Annotated in this window: 13 protein-coding genes; 11 read left to right on the top strand and 2 right to left on the bottom strand. The window is 60.7% G+C overall.

What is annotated here, in order from left to right:
• The first annotated feature begins 16 nt into the window (after window positions 1–16).
• The 5 genes from TRM7615_RS04355 (at window position 17) to TRM7615_RS04335 (ending at window position 6,385) form a co-directional block, all read left to right on the top strand.
• On the top strand, window positions 17–1,498 hold the full coding sequence (locus TRM7615_RS04355) for a UDP-N-acetylmuramoyl-L-alanyl-D-glutamate--2,6-diaminopimelate ligase (protein WP_108785690.1): 1,482 nt from the start codon (window positions 17–19) through the stop codon (window positions 1,496–1,498).
• Complete coding sequence (locus tag TRM7615_RS04350; RefSeq protein WP_108785689.1) at window positions 1,495–2,898, top strand: UDP-N-acetylmuramoyl-tripeptide--D-alanyl-D-alanine ligase; 1,404 nt, start codon at window positions 1,495–1,497, stop codon at window positions 2,896–2,898. The genes TRM7615_RS04355 and TRM7615_RS04350 overlap by 4 nt, the downstream gene beginning before the upstream one ends.
• A gap of 12 nt (window positions 2,899–2,910) precedes the next feature.
• Window positions 2,911–3,993 (top strand): phospho-N-acetylmuramoyl-pentapeptide-transferase, encoded by a 1,083-nt coding sequence (gene mraY / locus TRM7615_RS04345; protein WP_108785688.1) that lies wholly within the window; start codon window positions 2,911–2,913, stop codon window positions 3,991–3,993.
• 154 nt (window positions 3,994–4,147) lie between these two features.
• Window positions 4,148–5,551, top strand: coding sequence for a UDP-N-acetylmuramoyl-L-alanine--D-glutamate ligase (gene murD / locus TRM7615_RS04340; protein ID WP_108785687.1), 1,404 nt, complete (start codon window positions 4,148–4,150; stop codon window positions 5,549–5,551).
• 9 nt (window positions 5,552–5,560) lie between these two features.
• On the top strand, window positions 5,561–6,385 hold the full coding sequence (locus TRM7615_RS04335) for a trypsin-like serine peptidase (RefSeq protein WP_108785686.1): 825 nt from the start codon (window positions 5,561–5,563) through the stop codon (window positions 6,383–6,385).
• 8 nt (window positions 6,386–6,393) lie between these two features.
• Here TRM7615_RS04335 and TRM7615_RS04330 read toward each other — a convergent pair whose 3' ends face one another.
• Together TRM7615_RS04330 and TRM7615_RS04325 are read right to left on the bottom strand one after the other, a co-directional pair.
• Complete coding sequence (locus tag TRM7615_RS04330; RefSeq protein WP_108785685.1) at window positions 6,394–7,572, bottom strand: BaiN/RdsA family NAD(P)/FAD-dependent oxidoreductase; 1,179 nt, start codon at window positions 7,570–7,572, stop codon at window positions 6,394–6,396.
• A gap of 84 nt (window positions 7,573–7,656) precedes the next feature.
• Window positions 7,657–8,694 carry a glucosaminidase domain-containing protein gene (locus TRM7615_RS04325; protein ID WP_108785684.1) on the bottom strand — a complete coding sequence of 346 codons (1,038 nt, stop codon included), beginning with the start codon at window positions 8,692–8,694 and terminating at the stop codon, window positions 7,657–7,659.
• Between the two features lie 187 nt (window positions 8,695–8,881).
• Between TRM7615_RS04325 and ftsW the strand changes: the two genes are divergently transcribed.
• From ftsW to murB, 6 genes are all read left to right on the top strand, one after another.
• Window positions 8,882–10,045 (top strand): putative lipid II flippase FtsW, encoded by a 1,164-nt coding sequence (ftsW, locus tag TRM7615_RS04320; protein ID WP_108785683.1) that lies wholly within the window; start codon window positions 8,882–8,884, stop codon window positions 10,043–10,045.
• Window positions 10,045–11,139 carry a UDP-N-acetylglucosamine--N-acetylmuramyl-(pentapeptide) pyrophosphoryl-undecaprenol N-acetylglucosamine transferase gene (locus TRM7615_RS04315; RefSeq protein ID WP_108785988.1) on the top strand — a complete coding sequence of 365 codons (1,095 nt, stop codon included), beginning with the start codon at window positions 10,045–10,047 and terminating at the stop codon, window positions 11,137–11,139. Before ftsW ends, TRM7615_RS04315 begins: the two co-directional genes overlap by 1 nt.
• Before the next feature lie 11 nt (window positions 11,140–11,150).
• Window positions 11,151–12,545 (top strand): UDP-N-acetylmuramate--L-alanine ligase, encoded by a 1,395-nt coding sequence (murC, locus tag TRM7615_RS04310; RefSeq protein WP_108785682.1) that lies wholly within the window; start codon window positions 11,151–11,153, stop codon window positions 12,543–12,545.
• A 21-nt stretch (window positions 12,546–12,566) separates the two neighbouring features.
• Window positions 12,567–12,833, top strand: coding sequence for a DUF2484 family protein (locus tag TRM7615_RS04305; protein ID WP_108785681.1), 267 nt, complete (start codon window positions 12,567–12,569; stop codon window positions 12,831–12,833).
• On the top strand, window positions 12,833–13,072 hold the full coding sequence (locus tag TRM7615_RS04300; protein ID WP_370739771.1) for a DUF2484 family protein: 240 nt from the start codon (window positions 12,833–12,835) through the stop codon (window positions 13,070–13,072). The genes TRM7615_RS04305 and TRM7615_RS04300 overlap by 1 nt, the downstream gene beginning before the upstream one ends.
• Before the next feature lie 359 nt (window positions 13,073–13,431).
• Window positions 13,432–14,358 (top strand): UDP-N-acetylmuramate dehydrogenase, encoded by a 927-nt coding sequence (gene murB / locus TRM7615_RS04290; protein WP_108785679.1) that lies wholly within the window; start codon window positions 13,432–13,434, stop codon window positions 14,356–14,358.
• The last annotated feature ends 116 nt before the right edge of the window (window positions 14,359–14,474 follow it).

The raw sequence follows: 14,474 nt of genomic DNA, 5'->3' as shown, positions 1-14,474 counted from the left end.
ATTGGGCAGGGGCGTCATGGGCACACCGGCAAAGAAACTCAGCCAGCTGGCCCTGACCGCGCGTGGTGGTCTGGACCCCGAAGTCACAGGCGTGGCCGTCGACAGCCGCGAGGTCAAACCCGGCTTTCTGTTCGGCGCCATGCCCGGCACACGGGTGCATGGGGCGGAATTCATCACATACGCGCTGCGCATGGGGGCCACGGCCATCCTGACCGACGCCAAAGGAGCCGAGATTGCGGCAGATGAACTGGCGCAATCAGATGCTGCGGTTGTTGTCGCCGAAGACCCGCGACAGGCCTTGGCCGGAGCCGCGGCGCTCTGGTTCGGCAAACAGCCCAGGACGATGATCGCGGTCACTGGCACCAACGGCAAAACATCCGTTTCGACCTTTGTGCGTCAGATCTGGGCCGAGCTGGATCATTCCGCCATCAACCTTGGCACCACCGGCGTCGAAGGCACCTGGACCGCGCCGCTTGCTCATACCACGCCCGAACCGATCACGCTGCATCGCACTTTGGCCGAGGCGGTAGAGAACGGGGTGACCCACGCCGCGATGGAGGCGTCCAGCCACGGTCTGGAACAGCGCCGCCTCGACGGCGTGCATCTGACAGCTGCCGGGTTTTCCAACTTCACCCAGGATCATCTGGACTATCACGATACGTTCGAGGCGTATTTTGCAGCCAAAGCGGGCCTGTTTCGTCGTGTCTTGCCCCAAGACGGCACCGCAGTGATCAACATGGACGATCCCAAGGGCACCGAAATGCGCGCGATTGCAGCGGCACGGGGCCAAAAGGTGCTAACTGTAGGTCGCGCAAACGGTGATCTGAGCCTGCTGAATCAACGCTTCGATGCCACGGGGCAGGATTTGCGGTTTTCGTGGCGCGACAAGCCCTATCAGACGCGCCTGAACCTGATTGGCGGGTTTCAGGCCGAAAACATCCTGCTTGCTTGTGGCCTGGTGATCGCCAGCGGGGATGAGCCTGAGCGCGTATTCGAAACGCTGGAGCATCTGACCACTGTACGCGGTCGGATGCAGCTGGCCGCGACCCGCAGCAATGGCGCCTCGGTCTTTGTCGACTACTCGCATACGCCTGACGCGGTTTCGACTGCGCTCAAAGCCCTGCGCCCTCATGTCATGGGGCGCCTCATTGCCATTGTTGGTGCGGGTGGGGACCGGGACGCGGGCAAGCGCCCGCTGATGGGCCAGGCGGCGGCAGAAAACGCCGACATCGTCTTTGTCACCGACGACAACCCCCGCAGCGAGGACCCGGCCACCATCCGGGCCGCTGTCATGGGTGGTGCACCCGATGCGACCGAAGTGGGCGACCGGGCCGAAGCCATCTTGCGCGGAGTGGACGCCTTGCAGCCGGGTGACGCCTTGCTGATTTGCGGCAAGGGGCATGAGACCGGCCAGATCGTTGGCGATCAGGTGCTTCCTTTTGATGACGTGGAACAGGCCAGCATCGCCGTGGCCGCATTGGACGGGGGGCTGGCATGACGCTCTGGACCGCAACCGAGGCCGCAGCGGCCACCAACGGGCGCGCCATTGGCGATTGGGCGGTCAACGGCGTGTCCATCGACACCCGTACCATTGAAGCCGACGATCTGTTTGTGGCCTTGAAGGCGGCGCGCGACGGGCATGAGTTTGTAGCGCAGGCTCTTGAAAAAAGGGCCGGAGCGGCCTTGGTATCCCATATTCCCAATGGTTTGCCCGGTGATGCTCCGCTGTTGCTGGTCGATGACGTGCAAGCCGCGCTTGAGGATCTGGGCCGCGCCGCCCGTGCCCGGACAGAGGCACGTGTTGTGGCCGTGACCGGTTCGGTCGGCAAAACCTCGACCAAGGAAATGCTGGCTGCGATGCTGGGCAGACAGGGCAAGACTCACGCCAGTGTCGCCAGCTACAACAACCATTGGGGTGTGCCGCTGACGTTGGCGCGGATGCCGCGCGACACCGAGTTTGCCGTGATCGAGATCGGCATGAACCACCCTGGCGAGATTGCGCCCCTGGCCAAACAGGCGCGCCCGCATGTTGCGATGGTGACCACCGTTGCTGCGGCGCACCTTGAGGCGTTCGAGAGTGTCACGGCGATTGCTCGAGAAAAGGCCTCGATTTTCGAAGGGCTGGAACCGGGCGGTGTGGCCGTCGTCAACGCCGACATCGATGATGCGCAGGTTCTGCGCGATGCTGCGGACGCTGCTCAGGCGGAAACCTTGTCTTTCGGCACCAAGGCGCGAGAGTATCACTTGCTGAGCGTTGGGTTGGAAGGCGATCTGACAACTTCGCACGCGCAAATTGATGGGCAAGAGATTACCTTTGAAATTCAATCGGCTGGTGCGCATTTTGCGATGAATGGTTTAGGAGCTTTGGCTGCGGCCAGGGCGCTTGGCGCCGATTTGCACGCCTCGATCGAGGGGCTTGGCACCTGGACCCCCTTCAAAGGACGAGGCGTGCGCGAAACGCTGGCTGTTCCCGGAGGCTCCATCGAGTTGCTCGATGACAGCTACAACGCCAATCCGACCTCGATGGCCGCAGCATTGGCGGTGCTCGCGGCGGCCAAAGGGCCACGCCGGATCGCGTTTGTCGGCGACATGAAGGAACTGGGGCCGCAGGCTGATGCGCTGCATGCGGGCCTGGCCGATCTGGACGCGATTAACACCATCGCGCAGGTCCATTGTATCGGCCCGTTGATGCAGGCGTTGCATGACGCCCTACCCAAGGGCAAACGGGGCGCATGGACTGAGACTAGCGCTGAAATGGCGGCCAAGCTGCCGGAACTGATCCAAACCGGCGATATCGTGCTTGCCAAGGGCTCTTTGAGCATGGGATTGGCGCGGGTTGTTGACGGGCTGCGTGAAATGGGCCAAGGGGCCGGATCGCAAGAGAACACGGACGAGTAGGGGCAAGAGCAGATGCTATATTGGTTGACCGCGCTGTCGGACGGAGGGGATTTCTGGAACCTCTTCCGCTATATCACCTTCCGCGCGGGCGGGGCATTCATGACGGCTCTGCTGTTTGGTTTTCTGTTCGGACGCCCACTGATCAATGTGCTGCGCCGCAAGCAAGGCAAGGGCCAGCCGATCCGCGATGACGGTCCCGAAGGGCATTTCCAAAAGGCGGGCACGCCCACGATGGGCGGGTTGCTGATTGTGGGTGCGCTCATCTCGTCGACCCTGATGTGGGCGCGGCTCGACAACCCGTTTGTCTGGTTGGTGCTGTTTGTGACACTGTCCTACGCCGCCATCGGCTTTGCCGACGATTATGCCAAAGTGTCGAAACAGAACACCAAGGGCGTACCGGGGAAGCTGCGGTTGGCCCTGGGCATCATCATTGCCGTGATCGCGTCTGTTTGGGCGGCCTACAATCACCCAGAGGCGTTGCAGTACCAACTGGCTCTGCCGGTGTTCAAGGATACCCTTATCAACTTGGGTCTTTTCTACGTTCCCTTCTCGATCTGCGTCATTGTCGGCGCAGCCAATGCGGTGAACCTGACCGACGGCCTGGACGGGCTGGCCATCATGCCCGCGATGATCGCGGCCTCAACCCTGGGCGTGATCGCCTATGCGGTGGGGCGGGTCGACTTTACCGAATACCTCGACGTGCATTATGTGCCTGGCACCGGTGAGATCCTGATCTTCACCGCTGCGCTATTTGGCGGCGGTCTGGGCTTCCTGTGGTACAACGCCCCGCCTGCGGCCGTCTTCATGGGCGACACCGGCTCGCTGGCCCTGGGCGGTGCTCTGGGAGCCATCGCGGTGGCCACCAAGCACGAGCTGGTACTTGCCATTGTCGGTGGTTTGTTCGTGGTCGAAGCGTTGAGCGTGATCATCCAGGTGCTCTATTTCAAGCGCACCGGCAAGCGTGTGTTCCTGATGGCCCCGATCCACCACCACTATGAGAAAAAGGGCTGGGCCGAACCCACCATCGTGATCCGCTTCTGGATCATTTCTCTGATCCTGGCGATGATCGGACTGGCGACCCTGAAAGTCAGATAACAAGCGCTCCCGCCAGGGTCACGGTGGGCTTTGCCCGCCTGCACCCTGTTGGGCCCGGCTCCCGCTGACGCGCGAGCCTATTTGGTGGCTTGCACAGGGTCTTGAATTGCGGGCAGGGTGTCGATCAAATGACAAGACTTCACGAGGGTAGCGCATGATCCCGGTCAAAGGGTGCAAGGGCCAGAAAGTGGCCGTTCTGGGGTTGGGGCGGTCTGGGCTGTCGGCAGCGCGCAGTTTGCTGGCGGGCGGGGCGGATGTGCTCTGTTGGGATGACAATCCGGCCGCGAGAGAGGCGGCAGAGGCCGAGGGGTTTGACTGCGTCGAGCTGCGTCGGGCGGGGGATTTCGAAGGTGTCGCCTCGCTGATTGTCAGCCCCGGTATTCCGCACCTCTATCCTGCGCCGAACCCGGTAGTGCGCGCCGCGCTTGAGGCAGGCGTGCCGGTGGACAATGACATCGGTTTGTTCTTTCGCTCGTTTGCGGACAACACTTGGCATAATTTCGAAACCCTGCCGCGGGTGGTGGCGGTCACCGGATCCAACGGGAAGTCCACCACGGCGGCACTTATCCATCACATTTTGACCGAGGCCGGGCGACCCTCGCAATTGGCGGGCAATATCGGGCGTGGGGTTCTGGACATCGATCCGGCCGAAAATGGATCGGTCGTCGTGTTGGAACTGTCGAGCTATCAGACTGAACTGGCGCGCTCATTGACGCCGGATGTGGCTGTGTTCACCAATCTCAGCCCTGATCATCTGGATCGGCATGGCGGCATGGGCGGGTATTTCGCGGCCAAGCGGCGGTTGTTTTCCGAGGGCGGGCCGGATCGTGCTGTCATCGGAATTGATGAGCCCGAGGGGCTGTTTCTGGCGGGGCAGCTGTCGGAAGGCGCTGCGGATGATCGGGTGATCAGGGTGTCTGTAGCGCAGAAGCTGAGTGGGCCAGGGTGGCAGGTTTTTGCCCGCAAGGGGTTCCTGAGCGAGTACCGCAAGGGGCGGCAAGCAGGAGCGATCGACCTGCGCGGGGTCAAGGGTTTGCCAGGCGCACACAACCATCAGAACGCCTGCTCGGCTTATGCGGCCTGCCGGTCGCTGGGGCTGGCGCCGCGGGTGATCGAGGATGCGATGCACACCTTCCCGGGCCTGCCCCACCGCAGTCAGATCGTGGCCGAGGCGAGCGGTGTGACGTTCGTGAATGACAGTAAGGCCACCAATGTGGATGCGGCGGTCAAGGCGCTCAGTGCCTTCAAGAAGATCCGCTGGATCTGTGGCGGATTGGAGAAAGATGGCGGCCTGTCTGCGCTGAACGACGCGGCGGGGGGCGTGATCAAAGCCTATGTCATCGGGCGTGAAGCGGCTGGTTTTGCCATGCAGTTGGATGTCGAAGCCGAGGTCTGCAAAACTATGGAACAGGCCGTCGAGCGGGCCATGTCCGACGCACAGCCGGGAGACACAGTTTTGCTGGCGCCTGCGGCTGCCAGCTTTGATCAATATGACAATTTCGAGCAACGTGGCGAAGATTTTGTAAGCGAAGTTCACGACAGGTTGTCTGACAGATAAGGGTTCGTTGTGCGGGCGTTTCCTTTTGCAATTCTGGTAGTCTTTTGTACGGCGATTGCAGCCGTTGCCAATGATGCATCCCGTCCATCTGAACAGCTGATCAAGGCCCAACTTCATATCGATCAACTCGATGGGATTTGCGCTCTTGGACAAAAGCTCGAGCATGGATGCGCCGCAATTCGGGCGCGTGACATACTGGATGCATCCAGCGTCCCCTGGCGCGCCATTGGTCGCGTCAATTTCGCCAGCCGCCAGATCCTTGGATATTGCACCGGAACCCTTGTTGCAGAACACTTGGTCCTGACTGCAGCGCATTGTTTGTTTAACGGGCCTCGCAAATCTTGGATTCCGCCGACGTCGATACGGTTTGTTGCGGGGTATCAACGCGGTGAGGCCGCAGCTGTTGCCAGCGTGACAAGGTACATACTGCCCGACATCCACGACACCAAGTCGCGTGTGTTCAAACGACACCCGGGCTCTGATTGGGCCCTGCTCGTGTTGGACAAGCCACTCGGAAAGAGCATCGGGTATCTGGACGTACAATCGGACATAAACCCGACAGCGAACTTCGCGATGGCGGGTTATGCTGGGTTGCGCAAGAACGTTCTTTCACTTGCCGTGGACTGTGGTGCGCCGGAACCCAGCCGACTTAAGGAACTGATCATTCAGCGATGCTCGGCGATGAACGGAGATTCCGGAGCGCCGCTGTTGATGATCGACGGGGACAAGCTCAAGGTCATCGGGATTTTGTCCCAGCTCTCAAGTGTTGGCGACGACGTTGTCAGTTTCGGTGTTCCTGCCTCGTTGTTTTCTCGCTTCCTTGAACCGATCTGAGACCTGCGTCAGGCCGCGGCGATGGCGGTTCCGGCTGCATGGCCAGATGACCATGCCCATTGGAAGTTGAACCCACCGAGCCAGCCGGTGACATCGACGGCTTCGCCGATGACGTAGAGTCCGGGGACGGAGGTGACCTCCATCGTGCGCGACGACAAGGCGTTCGTGTCGATGCCACCCAAGGTCACCTCGGCGGTGCGGTACCCTTCGGTGCCCGAAGGGGTCAGGCGCCAATCCGCGAGCGCAGCGCAGAGCACTTGCAGCTTGGCGTCGGACTGATCGGCCAGATTGCCGTCCATCTCAATGTCTGTCTTCAGTGCGTCGACCAGGCGGGCGGGCAGGTGGTTTGACAATTCCGTCGTCAGTGCCTTGCGGCCGGATTTTTGGCGCTGGTTGCGCAGCGCATCGAGCAGGGTTCCCTCAGGGTCGAGGTTGACGTGAATTTCCTCTCCTTCGCGCCAATAGGACGACAGCTGCAGCACGGCAGGCCCGCTGAGGCCCCGATGGGTGAACAGCAGTGCCTCGTCAAAGCTGGCGTGGTCGTTGCTGAGGCGCGTTGGTGTGGCGACACCAGCAAGCGGTTTGAAGCGGCCTTCGGGGAAGGTGAAGGGGACCAAAGCGGGACGGGTCTCGGTCACGGGGATGTCGAACTGGCGTGCAATCTCATAGGCAAGGCCGGTGGCGCCCATCTTGGGGATCGACTTGCCACCAGTGGCCAGCACCAAGTTGCGGCAAGAGGCCGTGACCCGTTTTCCGTCCTTGTCGAGGGTCAGGCGGTAGCCGCTTTCGGTCTTTGCCAAATCCACCAGCGCGGTTTTCAGCCAGAGTTCAGCGCCTGCGCGCTCCATCTCGCTCACCAGCATGGCGATGATCTGTTTGGACGAGCCATCGCAAAAGAGCTGCCCCAGCGTTTTTTCGTGCCAGGCGATGCCATGCTGGTCCACCAATTCGATGAAATCCCATTGGGTGTAGCGCACCAGCGCAGATTTGCAGAAATGCGGGTTCTGCGACAGGAAGTTCCGGGGCTCGGCATACATATTGGTGAAATTGCACCGCCCGCCGCCCGAGATGCGGATTTTCTCGCCCGGGTTTTTGGCGTGATCCACCACCAGCGTTCGTCCGCCCGTACGGGTGGCGCACATCATGCCGGCAGCGCCGGCGCCAAGTATAATCGTGTCAAAGTCCATATGCCCCCAAAGCCAGAGCTTGGGGGCAAAGGCAAGCAGTTTCAGTTCGACCCGGCAGTGAGAGACATGCCCGCCGCCACGGCGTCAGAATTCCTCCATCGCGTCGCGCGCACCGATCAGATAGGCGCGGGCGAGAGTGTCTTCACCCACGGAAACCATTTTGGCACAGTCATTGGCCGAGTCTCCAAAAAACGGCTCGGTGAGAATTGTCGGGTGGGCTGAAGCACCCAGTGAGGACGAACCCCGTCCGGTCCGGCGATCCTTGATGCCGCGGTTGGAGAGGCCCAACTCTGTCAGTAGGGCGCGTTGCACGGCGCGAGCCAGAACCTCGCCCTTGGCCGATCCGCCCCAGTACAGAGTTTCGGTGCCTCGGCCGCCCCCGGAATTGAAGTGGAGTTCCAATATGGCGTCCGGTCCCCAGGTATCGACGAGAGCGTAGGCTTCCTTGATCTCGTCTTCGTAGGGTTTGCCGGGGTGGCGAAAGAACTGTTTCGGTTCGATCTCAAATTCAGGAGCAAGTTCGGCCATGTGCCGATAGACCCGCTGGTTATAGGGCCATTCCGATACCATAAGATGGTCCGAGTGCGCTCCTTTGGCGTGGCTGTTGTGCCCGATCAGAACTGCCAGACGGAACTTGGCTCGCGGTTGAAGGGCTCCGGCTTGCAGCAGGGCGGCATGACCCAGGTCATCTACCTGCTGACGAATGCGTGGCAGAACACTTCGAATTTTGGACAGGTAATTGGGATCCTCCGCGTAGCCACCGCGCTGTAAATGACCAATATAGCCTGCCGGATCCTCGGCATAGGCGTCCCACCCATCGTACATGGCGCCATTGTTGATGAAGGCCCAGTATCCGCCGATCAAGTCCTGGTGCGAAGCGAATTTGCAATAGGTGTCCCACCCATCGTGCGCCAGATAATCAACCGGTTCAGCATAGTGCTGGTCGCGGTTGATGCGGGCGCGGAATTTGAGGCCTGCAAAATTCAAGTGCTCAGTGGCCAGTTTGCTGGTCCCAAAATTTGATTCCAGCGCCCATTGCGCCAGCGTGATGAGTTTCAGGTCGGGGGCGGGGATTGTGGATTGAGCATAGGTGTGGATCAACTGCTCCCAATTGGAAGGCATAATAGTAACTCCAAATAAAAATGCGTTTCAAAATAGCGCTACGATACAGCAAATCAGTGAAATTGGATACGGGCAGGTATTCGCTGCTGTGCCGTACTAGGGCTGGCCTGATTCCCTTTTTGCCTGTAGAGTCGGCTTCAGATCCCGAAAAGGGACATCAACGAGGCAGATCAGTGGCGGTAATCTCATGACTGAGATGGTGTATGGTGCCGTGCCCGCGCAGGGTGGCGAGCCAATTCTTCCGAAATGGTGGCGGACGCTCGACAAATGGTCGATGTCCTGTGTGTTGATCCTGTTTGGGATCGGCTTGCTGTTGGGGCTGGCGGCGTCGCCGCCCCTGGCTGCGCGAAACGGGTTTGATCCGTTCCACTATGTCGAACGGCAGGCGATCTTTGGCGGGGCTGCACTGGTTGCGATGCTGCTGACGTCGATGATGTCGCCCACTTTGGTGCGGCGATTGGCTGTTCTTGGGTTTCTTTGCTCCTTTGTGGCGTTGGCGCTGTTGCCGGTCTTTGGCACCGATTTCGGCAAGGGTGCCGTGCGTTGGTATTCTTTGGGCTTTGCCTCGGTACAGCCGTCCGAGTTTCTGAAGCCAGGCTTTGTGGTGGTTGTCGCCTGGCTGTTTGCTGCCAGCCAAGAGATCAACGGCCCGCCGGGGCGACTGTGGTCCTTTGCGCTATGCATGTCGATTGTGGCGATGTTGGTGATGCAGCCTGACTTTGGTCAGGCCTGCCTCGTGCTCTTTGGCTGGGGCGTGATGTATTTTGTAGCCGGTGCGCCGATGCTGCTCTTGGTGGGCATGGCCGGTGTTGTCGTTCTGGGCGGCATGGTGGCCTACTCCAACTCGGAACACTTTGCGCGCCGCATCGATGGGTTCCTGAACCCCGATGTGGATCCAACAACCCAGCTTGGCTATGCCACCAACGCGATCCGCGAGGGCGGTTTGTTTGGCGTGGGTGTCGGTGAGGGGCAGGTGAAATGGTCGCTGCCGGATGCGCACACGGATTTCATCATCGCCGTGGCCGCCGAGGAGTATGGGTTGATCCTGGTTATGATCATCATCCTGCTCTATGCCTCGATCGTGGTGCGCTCGCTTCTGCGTTTGATGCGGGAACGCGATCCGTTCATCCGCCTGGCGGGAACTGGTTTGGCCTGCATGTTTGGCGTTCAGGCGATGATCAACATGGGTGTGGCGGTGCGATTGCTGCCCGCCAAAGGTATGACACTGCCCTTTGTCAGCTACGGTGGATCGTCGCTGATTGCAGGCGGAATTGCTCTGGGGATGCTGCTGGCGTTTACAAGAACGCGACCTCAGGGTGAGTTTGGGGACATTTTGCGCGGACGGGGATGATGACGCAAAACTATCTGCTGATTGCGGCGGGCGGCACCGGGGGGCACATGTTCCCCGCGCAGGCGCTTGCCGAAGCGATGCTTAAAAAGGGTTGGCGCGTGCGCCTGTCTACGGATGCGCGCGGTGCGCGATACACGGGCGGCTTTCCGCATACGACCGAGATTGTCGAGGCGTCCAGCGCAACATTTGCGCGGGGTGGTATGCTGGCCAAGGCGCTGGTGGCACCGAAGATTGCAACCGGCATCGCCAGCATGGCCTGGCAGATGAAGCGGGATACGCCGGATGTGGTCGTGGGGTTTGGCGGTTACCCGTCGATCCCGGCGCTTGGCGCGGCGACGTTGCTGGGGTTGCCCCGCATGATCCACGAGCAGAACGGCGTTCTGGGCCGGGTCAATCAGCTCTTTGCCAAGCGGGTTGCGGGAATTGCCTGTGGCACCTGGCCGACCGAAGTGCCCGAAGGCGTCGAGGCCGGTCACGTCGGCAATCCGGTACGTGCCGCGATCCTGGAGCGGGCTGGCGCAGGATACATCACGCCCGGCGATTACCCGATGTCGGTGCTGGTCATGGGCGGCAGCCAAGGCGCACGCATCCTGTCGGATGTGGTGCCCGCCGCCATTGCAGCATTGCCCGACGATTTGCGCCAATACATCCGCGTGGCCCATCAGGCCCGCCCCGAGGACGAAGACCGCGTGACGGCATTCTACGCCGAACATGGCATCAGCGCCGACGTGAAACCGTTTTTCAACGACGTGCCCCGCCGCATGTCCGAGGCGCAGCTGGTGGTGACCCGTGCGGGTGCATCCACCATTGCGGATCTGTCGGTCATTGGCCGTCCCTCGATCCTGGTGCCGCTGGCGGCGGCCATTCGCGACGAACAGACCGCCAATGCGCGCGGGCTGGTCGAGGCCGGTGGCGCGATCATGATCCCCGAAAGCCGCCTTGACTCTGCCGTGTTGGCAGAGCAGATGGCGGCGGTTCTCACCAACCCAGGCGCAGCCCAGCAGATGGCCAATGCCGCGCTGAGCGTTGGTGTCCCGGACGCAACCGAGCGTCTGGTGACCCTAGTCGAAGATCTGGCCCAAGGTGCGGCCTGAAAGGATAGCTGATGACCCCTGCAACCAAGCTCCCCACTGACGTCGGACCGATCCACTTTGTGGGTATAGGTGGGATTGGCATGTCAGGGATTGCCGAGGTTCTGTTGAACCTGGGCTACAGTGTGCAGGGCTCGGACTTGAAGGCGTCGAAAATCACCGACCGTCTGACGGAACTGGGTGCGCGCATCTTTGTCGGTCAAAGCGCCGAGAACCTCGAAGGGGCCGCAGTTGTGGTGGTGTCCACTGCGATCAAACCGGGCAACCCCGAGCTGGACGGCGCGCGGGCACAAGGCCTGCCGGTGGTGCGCCGGGCGGACATGCTGGCCGAGCTGATGCGGTTGAAATCGAACATCGCGATTGCGGGCACCCACGGCAAAACAACTACTACGACCATGATGGCCGAGTTGATGGTGGCCGGGGACTTTGACCCCACCGTAATCAACGGCGGCATCATCCACGCCTATGGCTCGAACGCGCGGATGGGACAGGGCGAATGGATGGTGGTCGAGGCGGATGAGAGCGACGGCTCGTTCAACCGTCTGCCTGCAACCATTGCCATTGTCACCAACATCGACCCCGAGCACATGGAGCATTGGGGCGATTTCGACACGCTGCGCGATGGGTTCTATGAGTTCGTTTCGAACCTTCCGTTTTATGGGCTGGCCGTCTGCTGCACCGATCACACCGAGGTGCAGTCGTTGGTGGGTCGCATTACCGATCGCCGCGTCCGCACCTATGGCTTCAACGCGCAGGCCGATGTCCGTGCTGTCAACCTGACCTACAAAGGCGGGGTGGCCCATTTCGATGTGCATCTGCAGCACGAAGACATGGTGATCGAGGGCTGCACCCTGCCGATGCCGGGCGATCACAACGTCTCGAACGCTTTGTCAGCCATTGCCGTGGCCCGTCATCTGGGCATGAAGGCAGAAGAGATCCGGCAGGCGCTGGCCGACTTCGGGGGCGTCAACCGCCGCTTCACCAAGGTGGGCGAGGTCGACGGTGTGACCATCATCGACGATTACGGCCACCACCCGGTCGAGATTGCAGCCGTGCTGAAAGCCGCGCGTCAGGCGACCGAGGGGCGGGTGATCGCCGTCCATCAGCCGCACCGGTACTCGCGTTTGCACAGCCTGTTCGATGATTTCTGCGCCTGTTTCAACGAGGCCGACGTTGTGGCGATTGCCGAGGTTTTTGCGGCGGGCGAAGACCCGATCGAGGGCGCGGATCGCGACGCTCTGGTCGAGGGGCTCATTCGTCATGGCCACCGTCATGCACGCGCCATCCTGAACGAGGATGATCTGGAACGTCTTGTACGTGAACAGGCAAAGCCGGGTGATATGGTGGTCTGCCTGGGCGCAGGTACGATCAGTGCCTGGGCCAATGGGTTGCCCGCACGTTTGGGTTAACGCGACAAAAGGAGAGGTGGCATGACCCTGCTGATTGCAGTTTCCGCCCTTTGGGTTCTGGCCGCTACAGGTGTCGCGATGTTGCCGCTGCGACGTCAATACGTGCCGGGTGTTGCCTTAATGCTGGCAGCGCCGGTTTTGATTTACCTTTTGGGGCGCGAGTTCGGCTGGGTTGTTGGTTTGGCCGCCGCTGCCGCGTTTATCTCGATGTTCCGCAACCCGCTGCGCTATTTTTGGCGCAAATGGACGGGTGGGGACGTCGAGGAACTGATCAAGGGGCGGGACTGATGCTGTCGATTGCGCTTGTTTGCATTTGGGCCATCGTTGCCAACGTGCTGGCGATGACGCCGAGCAAAGACAACCACTGGCGCAACGCCTATGTTCTTATCGCCATCGGCATCCCGCTGTTGGGATACGTCACCTATGAAAACGGCCCCTGGGTCGGGTTGTTCGTGTTGCTGGGCGGCATGTCCGTGCTGCGTTGGCCAGTGATCTATCTTGGGCGTTGGGTGCGGGGAAAAAGCTGACGCCTGACCCTTACATGGCCATTTACCTGTTCATACCCTCGTTTGTTCTCATAGTGACGGCCTTTGTTGGGTTCCGATTTGCAAGGCGGAACCTATACAGCCGTTCCTTTTGGACATTGGCCCTTTTGGGCGTATCTTCCGCGTTGATCTTTGCGTTCAAGTCCGATGGTGCGCCAACTGGACGAGATTACCTGATGGCGGCCATGTTCTATATTGTCCTTTTTCCTTCCATAGCTGGACTAAGTGTGGGGACGCTTTTGGGGTTTCTATGGGGCTTGCTTCACCGTCGTTGAAGGCATTGTGAAATCGGGGCGGCTTGGGCTAGATGCGACAAGCAACTTTGCAAACCGGATGTCCCCATGATTTCACCTGACGCACTTCGCGGAAAACTGACCCCCCAGCGAGAGCTTTCCGATCTGACGTGGCTGCGGGTGGGTGGTCCGGCGGACTATCTGTTTCAGCCTGCCGATGTCGAGGATTTGCGGGATTTCATGCGACAGCTGCCTGATGATGTGGATGTATTCCCCATGGGTGTCGGCTCGAACCTGATCGTGCGCGACGGTGGTCTGCGCGCCGTGGTGATCCGTCTGGGGCGCGGGTTCAACGGGATCAAGGTTGATGGGCTGACTGTCACCGCAGGCGCCGCAGCGCTGGATGCGCATGTGGCGCGCAAGGCAGCGGATGAGGGGGTTGATCTGACGTTCTTGCGCACCATCCCCGGCTCCATCGGCGGCGCGGTGCGGATGAACGCTGGTTGCTATGGCAGCTATACGGCGGATGTGTTCCAATCCGGTCTTATCGTGACGCGGCAGGGAGAGCTGCGCGAGATTGGGCCTGACGAGCTGAACTTTCGCTATCGTCAAACCGATATGCCCGAGGGCGCGGTATTGGTGACGGCCACGCTCAAGGGGGTGCCGGGCGAGGCTGAAGAGCTGCACGCCCGCATGGCGGCGCAGCTGCAAAAGCGTGACGAGACGCAGCCCACCAAGGACCGCAGCGCTGGATCGACCTTTCGCAACCCCGCCGGGTTCTCATCCACGGGGCGCGCAGATGACGTGCATGACCTGAAAGCGTGGAAGGTGATCGACAACGCGGGCATGCGTGGAGCACGGGTTGGCGGCGCTCAGATGAGCGAAAAACACTCGAATTTCATGATCAACACCGGTGGCGCAACTGCCGCAGACCTCGAGGGCCTTGGCGAAGAGGTGCGAAAAAAGGTTTACGATTCCAGCGGGATCACGCTAGAATGGGAAATCATGCGGGTCGGTGAGCCGCTGGATAAATAACACCCCGTTTCCGAACCTGATCAGGCCAATAAAACAGGCGGAAACGGCGGCAAATAGCAGACACGGACCACCAAATAAGGTCCGAAAAATTCGAGGCACGTGTTGTGGGTCAGTCG

The organism is Falsiruegeria mediterranea M17 (assembly GCF_900302455.1).
GTDB classification, from domain to species: Bacteria; Pseudomonadota; Alphaproteobacteria; order Rhodobacterales; family Rhodobacteraceae; genus Falsiruegeria; species Falsiruegeria mediterranea.
The sequence above is the reverse complement of the archived record's forward strand: the minus strand, read 5'-3'. Positions and strand labels throughout refer to the sequence as shown.